The following is a 514-nucleotide window of genomic DNA, read 5'->3' as shown; positions in this document are numbered from 1 at the left end:
AAAATGCGAAAGATATATAGAGATAAACTTGATTATATTTTAAAACGATTAAAGCCCTACAATACTCAAATAAAGATTGAAGGCGCACTAACTGGAATGCATTTTACAATAACTGTTAATAATGGATTGTCAATGAAACAATGTTTAAAAAATGCGAAAAAAAATAATTTAAAATTAAAACCTTATCATTACGAAAATTATTCTAAAGTTTATCCAAAATTTATTTTAGGATTTGGGGGGATAAAAAAAGAAGAATTAGAAGATCATGTTAATGCATTAATTCATTCACTCGTTATATAAATACTAGATTTTAAGAAACTTTAAAATGCTTTAATTATTGTTACGATACACAACAGTAATTAAAGCATTTAAGGTTGGATATGTTACTTAACCTTTATAAGCCACATATGAAATTACCTCTTATAAAAGTTGTTAAGTAGCGAATTTATTTATTAATACTTTCTTTTTTAGAACTATTTTTGCATAAAAAAAAGAGACCTTTCGGTCTCGATTA

Annotated in this window: 1 protein-coding gene; it reads left to right on the top strand. The window is 24.5% G+C overall.

Annotated features, from left to right (window positions below; all coding sequences use genetic code 11):
* On the top strand, positions 1 to 300 hold a 300-nt coding region (locus IE142_RS40520; protein ID WP_229831332.1), incomplete at its 5' end, for an aminotransferase-like domain-containing protein.
* Positions 301 to 514 lie beyond the last annotated feature (214 nt).

It is taken from the genome of Streptomyces mutabilis (assembly GCF_014649815.1).
Taxonomy (GTDB): domain Bacteria; phylum Actinomycetota; class Actinomycetes; order Streptomycetales; family Streptomycetaceae; genus Streptomyces; species Streptomyces mutabilis.
Note: the sequence above shows the minus strand (reverse complement) of the source record. Positions and strands in the feature narration are given on the sequence as shown.